Raw genomic sequence first — 14747 nt, 5'->3', positions numbered from 1 at the left:
TTTTATACTCAAACAGAGACTGAAAATGTGGCTAAAGCCTAAAAATAACCACACCATTTACCCCGAGCTAAAGCACGGGGCAATTGAAACTGTGAAAGTAAAAGACGAAAAACAACTGGCCGAAAACCAATAAGATAATTAAAATAAGGCTGACCCCAGCGTTCTATATTAGTTAACCCAACTTCACAATCTACTTTGTGCCCTCTGTGCCTTTGTGGTGGATCCTCTCTTACCTGTGCAAAGGTCGCAACGCCGTCGTTTCCTTAAAAAACAATAGTGCGTCATAGCGCATTGGAACGATAGTAGGCACAAATTGTCGGCGGTCAAATTGCGGATTATACACCACGCCTATCGCTCTATGGCCTATTGCCTCTAAGTTTTCAGGCTTGCGGTCTTCCGCATCAAAAAGAAGAAATAAGGAATCCATACCGGTTTTTTTTAGTTGGGTCTCTATACTTTTACTGATAGCTCCCGGCACCTTCATTTTCTCCATTTTGGCACCCCAACTAGAGCCAGCGATCACTTTGCCTTTATAACTGGAGAATCCGATAAGAAAAACATTTTCCTTACCTAAACTTTCCCGCTTTAGCTGCCCAATATTTTTTTCCCCTGTATTCCGCATGCTGGTAAATGATGCATCGCCAATATGAGTATTATGCGCCCAAACTATTCCTTTGGAATTTTCACCATAGAGCCTTAGTAAATCGCCCACTGTTTCCCGCATATGAAAAACTCTGGAATTCCAAGAAGCCACATCTTTGGAAGCCACACTTTCTCGAAAAAACTCCTCAGCATTTTGGACCACTATAGCATTCTGAAGCAAGTAAAAATACGCATCATCAGATAATTCATTTAAAACCTCCCTATTGCTTCTTATATATTCAACCACGCGTTCGGTAGCGGCTGCGCAATCTGGCTTTCCATCTTTTACAGCATGAGCATAATCCCAACTTTTTCCCTTATGTGGGGTAAAACAATTGTATTGCTGTTTGGCGTAATAATAACTTTTTAAATCGGTTTTCTTTAGCACATCCATCACCATTTCTTTGGAATGCCATTCGTCATAAACATCCATGCCATAAAAACCTATTTTCTTGTGCTGCGGCAATAGGTCGTTGTAATTCCGCAACCATTCGGCAAGGGCAACAACTTCTTCGTTCGCCCACATCCATATAGGCCAACGGTTTAGCTTGCTTAAAACCTCTCTGGCAGAATTTCCGGCGCCTTCCATGTTCTTTACATATTGGTTTAGTTTATAAAGACTGGCAAAGTCGCCTTCTACTGCAATAAAATTAAAATCGTGTTCCGTAATAAGTCTTCGGCTTATAATGTCTCGCCATTTATAATATTCATGGGTACCGTGGCTAGCCTCCCCAAGCAAGACCAGTTTTTTACTACCAGCCGCGGTAATAACTGGATCTAGACTGGAAGCATCCTCCAATGGCTTTGCTTTATCCGTAAAGTTTTGGGCCAATGCCGTCATCATTGTAAAAATCATTAAAAGCGTTGCGAGCAACTTCATAAACACACGAATTAAATACTGTATTCAATATAAGAAGAATTGGCGACCTTTGCTAATAAAACAACTACGTTACCTGTATCTATATTTCGCAATAAAATAAAGAGAAACTTTTATAAAAATTGCTTATTCTAACCCACTCCAAATAACATAGGCCCACATTTTTGATCCTATATCCAACTTTCAAAATCAATTAAAACATTAGCCAATAATATTTAAACAATAAACAATAGAATATTATCTTTGCCTCTTGTTAAGATTCACATACCTATGACAATTTCATACAACTGGCTAAAGCAATTTATTGATCTACCTTGGGATGCCGAAAAAACTGGCGAACTTCTAACAGACTTAGGTCTTGAAGTAGAAGGAATTGAAGACTTTTCTTCTGTAAAAGGCGGCTTGGAAGGCGTTGTGGTCGGTCACGTTTTAGAATGCGTGCAACACACCAATGCAGACCGACTTAAAGTAACCAAAGTTGATGTTGGTACGGGCGAACCCATACAGATTGTTTGTGGCGCACCCAATGTTGATGTAGGTCAAAACGTTCCTGTTGCTACCGTTGGCACCACGCTTTATGATGCCGAGGACAAGCCTTGGAAAATAAAAAAGGGTAAGATTCGGGGCGAAGTAAGCGAAGGAATGATCTGCGCCGAAGATGAGCTTGGAATAGGCGAATCGCACGAGGGTATTATGGTTTTGGAGGCTAAACTCAAGCCCGGAACTTCCATGGCAGAAATTCTAGAGGTTGAAAGCGATAAAATTTTTACAATTGGATTAACCCCCAACCGTTCAGATGCAATGAGCCACTGGGGCGTGGCACGCGACCTAAAAGCTGGCTTATTTCAACAAGGCATTTCCGTAAAGCTCCACACGCCATCTACCAGTAGTTTTAGAGTAGATAACCGAACGCTAAAAATTGCAATCAAAGTAGATGATTTCACCCTGGCTCCGCGCTATTGTGGTATTACAATCAGCGATATTAAAGTTGAACCTTCGCCTACCTGGCTTCAAAATAGATTAAAATCCATAGGCATCAACCCAACAAACAATATTGTAGATGTAACTAATTATGTACTCCACGATCTTGGGCAACCACTTCACGCCTTTGATGCCAGTAAAATTTCAGGCAATACAGTAGAAGTAAAAACTTTGCCTAGTGGCACAAAATTCACCACCCTAGACGGTATAGAACGTGAATTGCACGAAGAAGACCTCATGATATGTGATGCCGAGAAACCTATGTGTATCGCGGGAGTTTTTGGAGGTGAAACTAGTAGCGTAACGGAAAGCACTACGAGCATATTTCTGGAAAGTGCGTATTTTAATCCCGTAAGCGTTCGTAAAACAGCCAAAAGGCACGCCTTGAGCACTGATGCCTCGTTTCGTTTTGAACGCGGAATAGATCCTAACATTACAGACTATGCGCTACGCAGAGCCGCTATAATGATTTTAGAAATCACCGGTGGTCACATAACCAGCGATTTAATTGATTCATACCCCAAGAAAATTGAAGATCACCAAGTATTTTTAAATTTTGAAAAAGCCAATAAGCTTATCGGTCAAAAAATTGCGGAAGAAGAAATAAAAGATATTCTCATGGCGCTTGAAATGAGAATAAACAACGTTACCGAAACCGGTATTGGTATGACGATTCCCGCCTACCGAAATGACGTAACCCGCGATGTGGATGTAATTGAGGAAATACTCCGCGTTTACGGCTACAATAATATAGAATTCACCCAAAAATTGAGTGCTTCCATTTCTGCCGTGCTTCCTGGCGAAGACTATGCGGTACAAAATAAAATTGCACTTCAACTAACGGGACTCGGGTTTAATGAAATGCTCAACAACTCACTCACTACTCCAAATTACAATACATTGAGTGAAAACATTAAAGAGAATTTCTTTGTAAAAATGCTTAACCCCTTAAGCCACGACCTTTCCGTATTGCGCCAGTCTATGCTATTTTCAGGTTTAGAGACCATAGCATTTAACAGCAATAGAAAAAACAGCGATTTAAAGCTCTTTGAATTCGGTAAAACCTACCACAACTTCCCCGGAGGCCGAACTGAGGTAAAACACCTTACCCTATTTATTACAGGCCTAAAAAACCGAGGAAATTGGGCATCACCAGATGCAAAAAGTGATTTCTTCTTCGGAAAAGGTACTGTAAATGGACTTATGGAAAGGCTGGGACTTAGCGGTTACACCGAAGAACCTCTTGAAAACGATATTTTTTCTGAAGGAATTGCCTTTAAAAGAAACAAAGAAATTATTGTTGAATTTGGAATTGTAAAGCCTAAAATTGCAAAAGAATTGGACGTAGATGCCGAAGTTTTCTATGCAGATTTTAACTGGGATGCCGTACTGAAACAAATTCCGCTTAAAAACTTTAAGCTGAACCCTATTGCTAAATTTCAAGCAGTAGAACGTGATTTCGCCCTGTTGTTAGACGATTCGGTAACTTTTGGTGCGCTACGGGATGCGGCAATGAAAACCGATAAAAAGTTTCTGAAATCGGTTACATTATTTGATGTTTACAAAGGAAAAAACCTTCCGGAAGGGAAGAAAAGCTACGCCCTGCACTTTACAATCCAAGACAATACAAAAACTCTTACCGATAAACAAGTGGATAAAATAATGAAGAAGCTACAGCAAAAGTTTGAAACCGAATTTGGAGCTGAACTTCGTTAAAAGTTTTATTACACATAAAAAAACAGTGGCTTTTTAAGTCACTGTTTTTTTTTAGAAGGAATTTTTATTTCAGTTCATTATTCTTCCGAATGCGGAAAAACAAGGCCTTCAACAATATGAAAGAAACCATTTTTATGGTAAAAATCGGAAGCAATAATCCTGGCGGTACGTTTTTCAGAATCTATAAGCTGTAACACTCCATTCACTTCCTTCACTTCAAGTTTCTCGCCCGCCAATGTGGCTAAAAATACCGAACCGTTATTTTTCTTTAAAGCAGCTTTTAAACTATAACTATCCAATCTTCCAGGAACCGATAGATATTTTATCATAGCCTCTGTAAGCTTCGAATTTCCTAAAATAGAATCCCGACTCTTTTTCGGAAGCTCCATAAAAGCAGCATCAGTCATTGCAAAAACCGTTATCATTTCTTCCTTATCAAGAGTCTGTTGTAAGGCTTTATTCTTCAAAATCCCTGATAAGATAGTAAATTGAGGTGCTTCTTCAATATTTTCTAAAATAGTTTTGGACGAAGTAAAATCATTGTCTTTCCACGCTGCTGTTACCTCTTTATGATCTTTTGAAAGGTATTTCTGGGCAGTAACCTGAACGCTAAGAAATGTAATAAAAACTAGTAAAAGTGCATTTTTAAATTTCATATAAAAAGTATTTGAAGTTGTAAATATAACAAATGCGAAGCCAAAAAATTAGTTATAGCACCAATGCTATCATTAATTGGCAAAACATTAAAACCTCTAAAATCTTGTTTTATTTCTTGTTACTGTGTAAATTTATATCTCCAAAAAATTTACGGCTATGTTTTCTAGAACAAATATTGAAGATAAACTTGAAGAATATCGTGAAAACCGTATTGATTCACAGGATATTATGAATGAAGTGGAAAAAGTCTTCTTAGAAAACGAAAATGCCCGTACGGCAATATCCGCTAAGCTAATCAAAAAACCTTCAGAAGTTGAAAACAACTTTAATTTCAATTTACTCCAATCTGAACACATTTTTCATATAGATGACATACAAGGCCTCTGTATAAATTATCGCCTTCGTTTTTTAGATTCTCATTACTTTAAAGGCGATTTTCCCGAAGAAGCTATTTCTGAAATTAGAAATCTTGAAAAAACCCATGATACGGTTTTAGATAATTTTAAAATTATTGCCCCAGCAAAACTCCTAAAGCTCGAAAACGCTGATGATCCGTTGCTTTTTGCTCCAATGGGAAATGGGTATTATTACCTTATTCACAAATGGGGAAAAGACCTGCATCCTTTTAGAAAATTATTGATGTGGCCCTATAAAAGCCTAGATAATTTGGTTTTTATGGTAGCGTTGTTGAGCATATTTCTCACAGCCATCACCCCTATTTACTTGCTTACCCCAAATCCTGGCATTGGCGAATATTTATTTTTAGCCTTTTTCATTTTTATCGGAATGGGTGGTATGGTTATTCTCTATGGCTTTTCAAAAGGTAAAAACTTCAATGGGGCCATTTGGAAAAGCAAATATTACAATGCTTAAATCCTGTTTTAGATTAAAAAGACTAAGCAAAACAAATTTCCAGCAAAGTTCTTTAAAGCAGAATTAGTTTCTCCGCTTAAAAAGACAAACTTTAACATAATTACCTTAGATAAATTTATTTTTCTCACAGAATTTCCTGCTATCATTTCTGTAGCAAAAAACAGCGTTAACAGCCTTTATGCTTTCATTAATAATTAAAAGATTTAAACATCTTTATGTTTTTAACGTTTTATTAACCTGTCCTTTATTTAGAGCGAAAAAAGTAATTTTAAACAAAACCTTCGTAAACCCTTGTTTTTATTGGCTTCACAGCGATTAAAAGAAGTATTTGATTATTGTTTGTTTATACAACTGATGTTTAATACATTGCGCGGAATACTAATTTTAACAAATTTATAACAATGAAAAGAGTTACCCTAATTCTATCCTTGTTCATTATCTGCTGTAGTTGGCACGGAAATGCACAAGTATTAAACGAAAGTTTTGACAATCCAACTTTCCCCTCAGGTTGGACCAACGAGTACGTTAACAAAACCGAAGACTGGAATATCGTTACAGGAAACCCGTTTGGCGCCACGCCTCACTCAGATCCCTACATGGCCGAATTTAGACATTCAAATTTCGGCGCTGTTACCAAAATGGTAACACCCTCATTAGACTTAAGCGCGGTAAACAATCCTCAACTTAATTTTTTCCTACTCAACTTACAAGTGGGTGTGGTGGACGACTTGCGCGTTTACTACAAAACCAGTGCTTCTGGTGCTTGGACCCAAATTGGCGCAAATTATAACTATGCCCATAATGAATGGACAGAAATAACTCTAAACCTTCCAAACAAATCTGCCGATTACTACATTGCCTTTGAAGGTACCTTCAATTTTGGTGGCGGTGTTGGGATAGACGATGTAACGGTTGCTGCCGGACCAACTTGTTTGGCACCCACCAATTTAAACGCTACAAACCGTACCACTACTTCGGCTTACCTAGAATGGGTTGAGCCAGGTACTGCTACAACTTGGAATATTGAATACGGACCTACAGGTTTTACGCCAGGAACAGGAACAATGGTTACTGATACCGATGGAACCCTAGGAGAAAACATTACAGGCTTATCTGCCAGCACTAGCTATGATTTTTATGTAAATGCCGACTGTGGCAGTGGCGATATTAGTGCCTGGGCAGGCCCCAAGCAGTTTACTACAACCTGCACCCCAGTTGCTTCCTTTCCCTGGACGGAAGATTTTGAAGGTGTTACCTCTCCAGATGTTCCTGAATGCTGGGCTGTGGTAGATAATAATGACGACGCCCGCACTTTTGAATCAGACGAAGGTTTTGGTGTAAATGAATCTTTCGCCGTTGGAATGTACACAGACTTTAACAACGGGAACAATGATGACTATTTAATACTACCTCCATTGAACTTAGATGGAAATCAAATGCTGACCTTTTACACTTTGTTGTTGAATGAAGAACAGCCAGACGAATTTGAAGTATTGTTATCTACCACCGAAAATGATATTGAGGATTTTACAACTGTAATTCTTGACCCTACTACGGTAAACACCGCTGGACCCAATGAAGTAAATATTGATTTATCATCCTATAGCGGAGTTGTACATATTGCAGTACACATCCCGAATAGCAGTACCGATGGTTACTACATTTATTTTGATGATTTTTCAGTAACAGATGTAGTCCTGTCATGTCTTCCGGTAACCGATTTAACAGCAACTCCCCTTGGAGATGGTTCTGTTGAAGTAGCTTGGACGCCCGGAGACAGTGAAACAGAATGGGAACTTGAATATGGTGCCCCAGGATTTACACCAGGCACTGGAACAACAGTTAACGTAACTGGTGCACCAGAGCAAACATTAACCGGCTTAGACCCTAACAGAAACTTCGAGCTTTATGTAACCGCTATTTGTGGCACTGGAGACGAAAGTACACCTACAGGACCTGTTGCATTTAGAACTATCGATGCAAGCGGATGTGGACAATCACAGGCTAGCAATAACTTTGAAGGCGCATACGTAATCAATCCAGACTCTGGATATAAAATTGCAGACGACTTTATTATATCTGCCAGTACCACAAACTTTTCACTAGAAACCGTTGTAGCAAACTTGGTTGCCGCTGGTGGCATAACCACCGCAGACATCATTTTTTACGAGGATAACAATGGGATACCCGGAACTCAAATTGGCACGACAATCTCAAATATAACCCCTACATCGCAAGGTTTAATTGGCATGTATGATGGTATAGAAGCTTGGGAGGTAGTATTAGACCTACCTACCGCTGTTGATTTTACAAATGGCCCGAACAACGAACCCGCTACATATTGGATACAAATAAGTGCAATATCAAATGGTGGTTCTCCAGTAGGTATTGAAATGACCAGTGCAAACCATATTGGCAACTATGCACTAATTAGATATGAAAACGAACCATGGATGGTAAACCCGGGTGGATTTGACGCAGTTTTCAGCGTAGAAGGTACTTGTACGCTTGTAGATTGTCCTGAGCCAACTAACCTAACCGCTAGCGACATTACCGAAAATTCAGCTAAAATCACTTGGAATCCAGGTGGAACCGAAACGGAATGGGAAATTGAATACGGCCCAGCTGGTTTCGACCTTGGTACCGGTACTGTTATTACGGACGACGACGGTACTGCAGGAGAAACCATTTCTGGTTTAAATGCTGCTACATATTATGAGTACTATGTTACTCCATTATGTGCCTCCGGAGACCCTTTTCCTGCTGGACCAAAAGGGTTTAGCACACTTTGTGGCAACACTATAAACAGCTTCCCTTTTGAGGAATCTTTTGAAAATACTTCAGGTACTAGAGATTGCTGGACGAATGAGTATGTAGCTGGTGAGCCAACAGACTGGAAGTACATTACCACAAACGGAAACAACTCTATTACACCAAGAACAGGAGAGCTCATGGCACAATTTAAAATTGAGTCAACAACTGAAATCACCAAATTGGTGTCTCCTGCAATGGATTTAACTTCTTTGACCACTCCTCAACTTACTTTCTATTTCGCAAATACAGAGTGGATTGGTGACGTTGACGAACTTAGAGTTTATTATAAAACAAGCGCAGGAGGTTCTTGGTCTCAAATTGGAGATAGCTACACCTCTGAACATACCGTATGGACACAGGTTATTTTAGACCTTCCAAACCCAAGTGATGACTATTATATTGCTTTTGAAGGAAAGTCAAATTTTGCAAGAGGAGTAGATGTTGACGATGTTATGGTTGCCGAAGCACCAACTTGTATGCAACCCATGAACCTTACGGCACATCACATGACGCAAGATTCCGTAGAACTTTCTTGGGATGAAGTTGCAGGTGCAAACAATGGTTATGAGTGGTTTATTTTTGATTACGAAGCCGATCCAACAACCTCCAGCCCAGTGACTACTGGAACAACAACGCAAGGCACAACTTCTGTTGATGTTACAGGTTTAGACGCATACACTATTTACGATTTCTACGTAAAAGCCGATTGTGGTAGCGACGGAATGAGTTTCTTGGCAGGACCTACCACCTTTAAAACGGCGGTTATCCCTCCTAATTGTGGTGATTTCTTTTTCGATACAGGCGGAGATACTGGCAATTATGGAAACGAAGAACACGTTACCACAATAATTTTACCAGACAACCCGAACGAAGCTGTAACGGTTACCTTTTTCATGTTTGACGTTGATTTTGGATGGGATGTACTTTATGTGCACAACGGACCAGACGCTACCTACCCATTGATAGATAGCGGAAACGACCCTACCCCTAACTTCCCAGGAGGTGGATATTATGGCCAGACTAACCCTGGACCATTTACCTCTACGCATTCCTCAGGAGCCTTGACTTTTGTATTTAGAAGTGATTTCCAAGTAACTCGTGCCGGTTGGGAGGCAGACATCGTTTGCAACCCGTTAAGTGTAGAAGATCAAGCTTTTGAAAGCTTTACGTATTATCCAAACCCTGTTGAAAACAATTTGACCTTAAGTGCAGCAAATGAAATTCAATCTGTAGGTGTTTTCAACCTTTTAGGCCAAGAAGTTATGACCCTAACGCCAAATGCCACTACCCCAAACCTTGATTTGGGTAATTTGCAGACGGGTACGTATTTAATGAAAGTAACAATTGATAACAATGAAAAAACGTTTAGAATCTTAAAAAAGTAATCTAAACTTTAATTTTTCAGTGTTACTAGTAATAGAACCATCCTTAATCTTGAGGATGGTTCTTTTTTTATAGCAATATTTAAAAACGCATACCCAATTAATAGCATCTTGTTTTGGTGACAATTAGATATTTCAAAACAAATCAAAAAGTAGTGTTCTCAATTTTTATGAAACTTTTCACAGCCAACCAAGCCCTAAAGTTAAAAATAAGTTAGTACTTTAGTATTCGAACCAATACAAACAAATCATGTCTGACAATAAAGAAGAAACAGTCCGCATTTATACCGGCTCCGATATCTTGGCAGAAGCCCTAGTGGGAAGATTAAAGGAAGCAGGTATCACCCCAATACTCAGGGACGACCAGCAGAGTGGCGTTATGTTTGGCTCCGGAAATAAATTTGATGACCAAGTGCGAATATTTGTACGTCAAGATGAACTGGCAATTGCAAAACCCATTGCAGAAGCATTTAAAAAAGAAACAAGGAAATAATTATGTCTAAAACAACACGAATTTACACCGGACCAACCTTAGTTGCAAAAGGATTGGTTGCTAGGTTAAATGAAATAGGTATAAGCCCCATTGAAAGAAACGACCACGACAGCAGTTTGAGAGCCGGTTTTACAATGAGTATTGCCAATCAGACCATGGTTTTTGTCAGAAATGACGAAGTGGAAAAAGCCCAAGCCACCATCGATGAATTTTTAGCCGAAATTGGAGAGTGAATCGTGTTTAATATTGATTGCCCAACAATTGAATTGGCCGTAACCGTTAATCATCCAGAAATAGGTTGTCAGTTCATAAGCCGATGAACTGAAACCCTAAAATTTAAACTTTATTAAGCTTCTACGGCATACATTTTATCGCGTAGCTCCTTAACCTTCTTATCGCCCATATATTCATCAAAATTCATATATCGATCTATCGCTCCTTTAGGAGTAAGCTCGATGATACGCGTACCAACTGTTCTGGCAAACTCGTGATCGTGAGTAGTGAGTAAAACAGTACCCTTAAAGTTTTTAAGCGAATTGTTAAATGCCGTAATCGATTCTAAATCTAAATGGTTTGTAGGCTCATCTAGCATCAGAACGTTCGCGCGCTGCATCATCATGCGGCTTAACATACAACGTACTTTTTCACCCCCAGAGAGCACATTGCTTTTCTTTAGTGCTTCTTCGCCACTGAATAACATTTTCCCCAGGAAACCACGAAGAAAGACCTCTTCCCGCTCCTCTTCCGTTTTTGCGTATTGACGTAACCAATCTACAAGGGAAAGATCATTCTTAAAAAACGCCTCATTATCTAAGGGAAGGTAACTTTGATTGGTTGTTATTCCCCATTGAAAAGAACCGCTATCCGGTTTAATCTGGTCATTCAATATTTCATAAAAAGCAGTAGCTGCTCTTGAATCTTTTGAGTAGATAACCACTTTATCACCTTTTGCCAAGTTGACATCAACATTTTTAAACAGAATTTCACCTTCAATTGAAGCAGAAAGATTTTCTACATTTAAAATTTGATCACCTGCTTCGCGCTCCCGTTCAAAAATAATTGCTGGATAACGACGGCTGGAAGGTCTAATTTCTTCAATATTGAGTTTATCAATCATTTTCTTACGCGAGGTGGCTTGTTTACTCTTGGCAACGTTAGCACTAAAACGCATGATAAATTCCTGCAACTCCTTCTTTTTCTCTTCTGCTTTTTTGTTTTGCTGTGCACGTTGACGGGCAGCCAATTGACTACTTTCGTACCAAAACGTATAATTTCCGCTATAATGGTTTATTTTTCCAAAGTCAATATCACTAATATGCGTACAAACAGAATCTAAAAAGTGACGGTCGTGCGAAACTACAATCACACAGTTTTCATAATTCGCAAGGAAATTTTCAAGCCAATTGATGGTTTCGTAATCCAAATCGTTGGTAGGCTCATCCATAATAAGCACGTCTGGACTTCCAAAAAGCGCCTGAGCCAAAAGCACTCTAACTTTTTGTTTTCCATCCAAGTCTTTCATTAAGGTATAATGCAGACTTTCATCAATACCAAGGTTTGATAGCATGGCGGCGGCATCACTCTCGGCGTTCCAACCGTTCATTTCTTCAAAAGTAACTTGAAGTTCACCAATTTTCTCGGCATTCTCATCGCTATAATCTTCGTAAAGTTTATCGATCTGGGTTTTAATGGCGAACAACTCTTTATTACCACGCATAACGGTTTCCAACACCATGAAATCATCATAAGCGTTGTGGTTTTGTTCAAGCACAGACATTCGCTTGCCTTTTTCCAGATGAACATGACCCGAAGTAGGTTCTTGTTTTCCAGAAATGATTTTCAGAAAAGTAGATTTTCCGGCGCCATTGGCCCCGATAACCCCGTAAATATTTCCTGTAGTGAACTGCGTGCTCACTTCATCAAAAAGTATTCTTTTACCGAATTGTACCGAAAGATTAGAAACTGAAAGCATGATTTTTTATATTTTGCGCAAAAGTAGGCAAATAAGAGACACGCTGAAAAGATTAACGTTTTAAATACCCTTTTAACCATCATTTAACAGTAACTACTCGTGAGGTAAGATACATTTGTCTATCCATTTTAACGCAGGTGTAATTGTTTAAAAAACTACTTCTACTAGTACTGTTTACCACTATACTCTCTTGTAAGAGCGAGGGAGACGTGGATGCAAAAACCACCTATATAAGTGGTCAGATAGTAAACCCTACCTGCGACTATATTGTTTTTTTAAATGGTAATAAATTACAAGATACCGTTTCATTAGACGCTAAAAATTTCTTCCATTATAAAACAGATAAAATCACTCCCGGCCTTTATGCCTTAAAACATAATGAGACCCAAGTTTTTTATATTCAACCAGGAGACAGTTTACTACTTCATCTCAATACAATAGATTTTGACGAATCGCTTGCTTACTCGGGGAAAGGAGCCGCAAAGAACAACCTGTTAATGCACCTGTTTTTGGAAAACACAACAGAGAATCAAAACCTAGCCCGTTGGTACGATTTATCGCCCACAGACTTTGAGACCAAGATAGATTCGTTAAAAGCATTAAAGGTTTCGGAATACGAAACATTTATTGAAAACAATGATGCCACTGAAGACTTTAAAAAGGTAGCCCTTGCCAGCATTAATTACGACTACTATTCAAAAAAAGAAATGTATGCAGCCGGTAATCTATACAAGTTAATTGAAATACCCCCAGCATTTTTTAAGTATAGAGACAACATCAACTTTAACTTAGATAATCTAAGATTCTATTACCCGTATTACCGTTTTTTAAACCGATACTTTAATGGTATTGTTTGTTCTGAATATGATGATAAGTCAGATATTGACAGGCAATCCTTTAAATATAATCATAGAAAGGTTGAATTAATAGACAGTGCGATAAGCTCGGTTGCTATCAAAAATAGCTTGTTATTTAGCAATGGGTTATGGTATATGCGAAATGCGAAAAATGCAGATGAAGAAAAACGCTTTTATGAGACTTTTTCAAAGCTGAGTACCGATAAAGAACAGATTGAGAAGCTTAGAAAGCTATTAGATATTTCGATTAAGCTCACGCCTGGAAACACAATTCCGAATGTAGCCGTTATAAATACTGATAACGTTGTAAAAAACCTGGAGCAGATTATTGAGGCTCCCACAGTTGTTTACTTCTGGACCAATCGATTTACCGCCCAGTCCAAAAACTTACACAATCGAGCAGCTGAATTGAAATCGAAATATCCAGAATATCGATTTATCGGGATTAATGTGGATTCCCATTTTAAAGATTGGCGAAAAATAGTAGAAAAAAGAAACTACGACACCGATGAGGAATTTCAGCTTGAAAATATAACCAATGCACAACAGCATCTTATCTTGAAACCAATGAACAAGGCGCTTATTTTAGATAAAAATGCGGTTATTCTTGAAGGCAAGACAAACATGTTCAACATGAACTTTGAGGAGTTGCTTTTGGGTTACTTAAATCAATAAGCTTCCTACCTAAGCAGGTTGACCTACCATATATACATAAAAGCGTTCGCAATGCTTACGCATTCCGAACGCTAGAACAGATTTCCTTTTAATTTCCTTTTTTATAATCTTCCAAAAACTTCATTAAGCCAATATCTGTCAATGGATGTTTTAACAGACCTTCAATAGAAGACAGTGGCCCCGTCATTACATCGGCTCCAATTTTCGCACAGTTTATAACATGCATGGTGTGGCGGACAGAAGCGGCGAGAATTTCAGTTTCAAAACCATAGTTGTCGTAGATATGACGGATATCAGCAATTAACTCTAGGCCATCGGTTGAAATATCATCTAACCTCCCAATAAATGGAGACACGTAAGTAGCTCCAGCCTTTGCAGCCAATAAAGCTTGCCCTGCTGAAAAAACCAAGGTGCAGTTGGTGCGGATATCATGGTCTGTAAAATACTTGAGTGCTTTTACACCTTCTTTTATCATTGGTATTTTAACTACAATTTGATCATGTAACTCGGCTAGCGCCTCGCCTTCCTTGACCATTCCTTCAAAATCTGTTGCAATAACCTCAGCCGATACGTCGCCATCTACAATGTTGCAGATATCTACATAATGCTTTAAGATATTGTTTTTACCCGTGATCCCTTCTTTTGCCATCAGGGATGGATTGGTAGTTACACCATCCAAAACACCTAGAGCTTGGGCTTCCTTAATTTGATCTAGGTTTGCGGTATCTATAAAAAATTTCATCTATCTATTTTGTTTTTATTAATTAAGTGTACTTGTTTATAAAAATAAGCTTTTTTACTTGGTTTT

The 14747-nt window shown here is 38.8% G+C and carries 10 protein-coding genes; 6 read left to right on the top strand and 4 right to left on the bottom strand.

The window, feature by feature from the left end; all coding sequences use genetic code 11:
- Nucleotides 1–229: 229 nt before the first annotated feature.
- A complete protein-coding gene (locus tag QPK98_RS13140) occupies nt 230–1522 on the bottom strand; it encodes an erythromycin esterase family protein (RefSeq protein ID WP_310993923.1) in 1293 nt (430 codons plus the stop codon).
- 267 nt (nt 1523–1789) lie between these two features.
- Here QPK98_RS13140 and pheT point away from each other — a divergent pair, with 267 nt between their 5' ends.
- Nucleotides 1790–4216: a phenylalanine--tRNA ligase subunit beta gene (gene pheT, locus QPK98_RS13135; RefSeq protein ID WP_310993922.1), complete on the top strand. Its 2427-nt coding sequence runs from the start codon at nt 1790–1792 to the stop codon at nt 4214–4216.
- A gap of 77 nt (nt 4217–4293) precedes the next feature.
- On the opposite strand, the gene QPK98_RS13130 is transcribed toward pheT, so the two are convergent.
- Nucleotides 4294–4872 carry a fasciclin domain-containing protein gene (locus QPK98_RS13130; RefSeq protein WP_310993921.1) on the bottom strand — a complete coding sequence of 193 codons (579 nt, stop codon included), beginning with the start codon at nt 4870–4872 and terminating at the stop codon, nt 4294–4296.
- A 157-nt stretch (nt 4873–5029) separates the two neighbouring features.
- Here QPK98_RS13130 and QPK98_RS13125 point away from each other — a divergent pair, with 157 nt between their 5' ends.
- The 4 genes from QPK98_RS13125 (at nt 5030) to QPK98_RS13110 (ending at nt 10668) form a co-directional block, all read left to right on the top strand.
- The gene (locus QPK98_RS13125) at nt 5030–5746 is read left to right on the top strand and encodes a hypothetical protein (RefSeq protein WP_310993920.1); all 717 of its coding nucleotides are present in this window, start codon (nt 5030–5032) and stop codon (nt 5744–5746) included.
- Between the two features lie 401 nt (nt 5747–6147).
- Nucleotides 6148–9945, top strand: a complete 3798-nt coding sequence (locus QPK98_RS13120; protein WP_310993919.1) for a T9SS-dependent choice-of-anchor J family protein — start codon at nt 6148–6150, stop codon at nt 9943–9945.
- Between the two features lie 247 nt (nt 9946–10192).
- Nucleotides 10193–10435, top strand: coding sequence for a putative signal transducing protein (locus QPK98_RS13115; protein WP_310993918.1), 243 nt, complete (start codon nt 10193–10195; stop codon nt 10433–10435).
- A 2-nt stretch (nt 10436–10437) separates the two neighbouring features.
- A complete protein-coding gene (locus QPK98_RS13110; protein WP_310993917.1) occupies nt 10438–10668 on the top strand; it encodes a DUF2007 domain-containing protein in 231 nt (76 codons plus the stop codon).
- A 113-nt stretch (nt 10669–10781) separates the two neighbouring features.
- Here the strand turns inward: QPK98_RS13110 and QPK98_RS13105 are convergent, their stop codons facing one another.
- Nucleotides 10782–12407 (bottom strand): ABC-F family ATP-binding cassette domain-containing protein, encoded by a 1626-nt coding sequence (locus QPK98_RS13105; RefSeq protein WP_310993916.1) that lies wholly within the window; start codon nt 12405–12407, stop codon nt 10782–10784.
- Between the two features lie 143 nt (nt 12408–12550).
- On the opposite strand from QPK98_RS13105, the gene QPK98_RS13100 reads away from it, so the two are divergent.
- The gene (locus tag QPK98_RS13100; RefSeq protein WP_310993915.1) at nt 12551–13939 is read left to right on the top strand and encodes a TlpA family protein disulfide reductase; all 1389 of its coding nucleotides are present in this window, start codon (nt 12551–12553) and stop codon (nt 13937–13939) included.
- A gap of 88 nt (nt 13940–14027) precedes the next feature.
- Here QPK98_RS13100 and fsa read toward each other — a convergent pair whose 3' ends face one another.
- Nucleotides 14028–14681, bottom strand: coding sequence for a fructose-6-phosphate aldolase (gene fsa, locus QPK98_RS13095; RefSeq protein WP_310993914.1), 654 nt, complete (start codon nt 14679–14681; stop codon nt 14028–14030).
- Nucleotides 14682–14747 lie beyond the last annotated feature (66 nt).

It is taken from the genome of Aequorivita marina, from assembly GCF_031631895.2.
GTDB lineage: Bacteria > Bacteroidota > Bacteroidia > Flavobacteriales > Flavobacteriaceae > Aequorivita > Aequorivita marina.
The sequence above is the reverse complement of the archived record's forward strand: the minus strand, read 5'-3'. Positions and strand labels throughout refer to the sequence as shown.

Excerpts from the sequence above, each read along its gene's own strand:
- pheT (WP_310993922.1), top strand. The coding sequence starts at position 1,790 with ATGACAATTTCATACAACTGGCTAAAGCAATTTATTGATCTACCTTGG.
- QPK98_RS13115 (WP_310993918.1), top strand. The coding sequence starts at position 10,193 with ATGTCTGACAATAAAGAAGAAACAGTCCGCATTTATACCGGCTCCGAT.
- QPK98_RS13140 (WP_310993923.1), bottom strand. The coding sequence starts at position 1,522 with ATGAAGTTGCTCGCAACGCTTTTAATGATTTTTACAATGATGACGGCA.
- QPK98_RS13120 (WP_310993919.1), top strand. The coding sequence starts at position 6,148 with ATGAAAAGAGTTACCCTAATTCTATCCTTGTTCATTATCTGCTGTAGT.
- QPK98_RS13130 (WP_310993921.1), bottom strand. The coding sequence starts at position 4,872 with ATGAAATTTAAAAATGCACTTTTACTAGTTTTTATTACATTTCTTAGC.
- QPK98_RS13105 (WP_310993916.1), bottom strand. The coding sequence starts at position 12,407 with ATGCTTTCAGTTTCTAATCTTTCGGTACAATTCGGTAAAAGAATACTT.
- QPK98_RS13125 (WP_310993920.1), top strand. The coding sequence starts at position 5,030 with ATGTTTTCTAGAACAAATATTGAAGATAAACTTGAAGAATATCGTGAA.
- fsa (WP_310993914.1), bottom strand. The coding sequence starts at position 14,681 with ATGAAATTTTTTATAGATACCGCAAACCTAGATCAAATTAAGGAAGCC.
- QPK98_RS13110 (WP_310993917.1), top strand. The coding sequence starts at position 10,438 with ATGTCTAAAACAACACGAATTTACACCGGACCAACCTTAGTTGCAAAA.